Annotated in this window: 2 protein-coding genes; both read right to left on the reverse strand. The window is 75.6% G+C overall.

The window, feature by feature from the left end; translation table 11 throughout:
- Positions 1–347: amidohydrolase family protein (locus KS423_RS46610; RefSeq protein WP_224285676.1), on the reverse strand; the 347-nt coding region annotated here is incomplete at its 3' end.
- The coding region (locus KS423_RS46615) for an ROK family protein (protein ID WP_224285677.1) at positions 344–739 on the reverse strand (396 nt) is incomplete at its 5' end. The genes KS423_RS46615 and KS423_RS46610, both read right to left, overlap by 4 nt.

Here is a 739-nt window from a genome sequence, read left to right on the forward strand (position 1 = left end):
AGTTCGGAGAGGACGGCGGCCTGGCGGGCGACCTCGTCGATCTCGCCGGTGACGGTGGAGGCCACCGTGGTGGTGGTGCCGTGCTCCAGGTGGGTGCGGGCGGCCAGCAGTGCCTCCTCCGCGATGCCGGAGGCGTACGAGGCGCCACCGCCGCCGTGGACGTGCAGGTCGACGAAGCCGGGCACGACGGTGTACCCGGTCAGGTCGAGATCGCCGGGCTCGGTGTCGCCGCCGAGGCCGGCGATGCGCTCGCCCTCGACGGCGAGGCGGTCGCCCTCGACGACGCCGCCGGGCAGGACCAGTCGGGCGCCGGCCAGGGCAGTACGGTCACGGTCCGCGGTGGTCACGCGGTCACCTCCAAGGAGAGCAGGTCCCAGGCGAGCAGGCCCGCGCCCAGGGACGCGGCGGTGTCTTTGAGCATCGCGGGTACGACCTTCGGGGGCATCTGGAAGGTCAGGCGCTCGGTGACCGCCGCGCGCAGCGGATCGAAGAGCGTGTCACCGGCCTCGGCCAGCCCGCCGCCGACGATCACCGTGGACGGGTCGAGCAGGCTCTGGGCCAGGACGATGCCGTCCGCCAGGGCGTCGACGGCCCGCTGCCAGACCGCGAGGGCGCGGTCGTCCCCGGCGTCCACCGCGGCGGCGCAGGATGCCGCGTCGGCGTCGGGGTCGCCGCTGGCCTCGGCCCAGGCGCGGGAGACAGCGGAGGCGGAGGCCAGCGTCTCCAGGCAGCCGCGGGC

This window comes from Streptomyces sp. LS1784 (assembly GCF_020103755.1).
Classification (GTDB): domain Bacteria; phylum Actinomycetota; class Actinomycetes; order Streptomycetales; family Streptomycetaceae; genus Kitasatospora.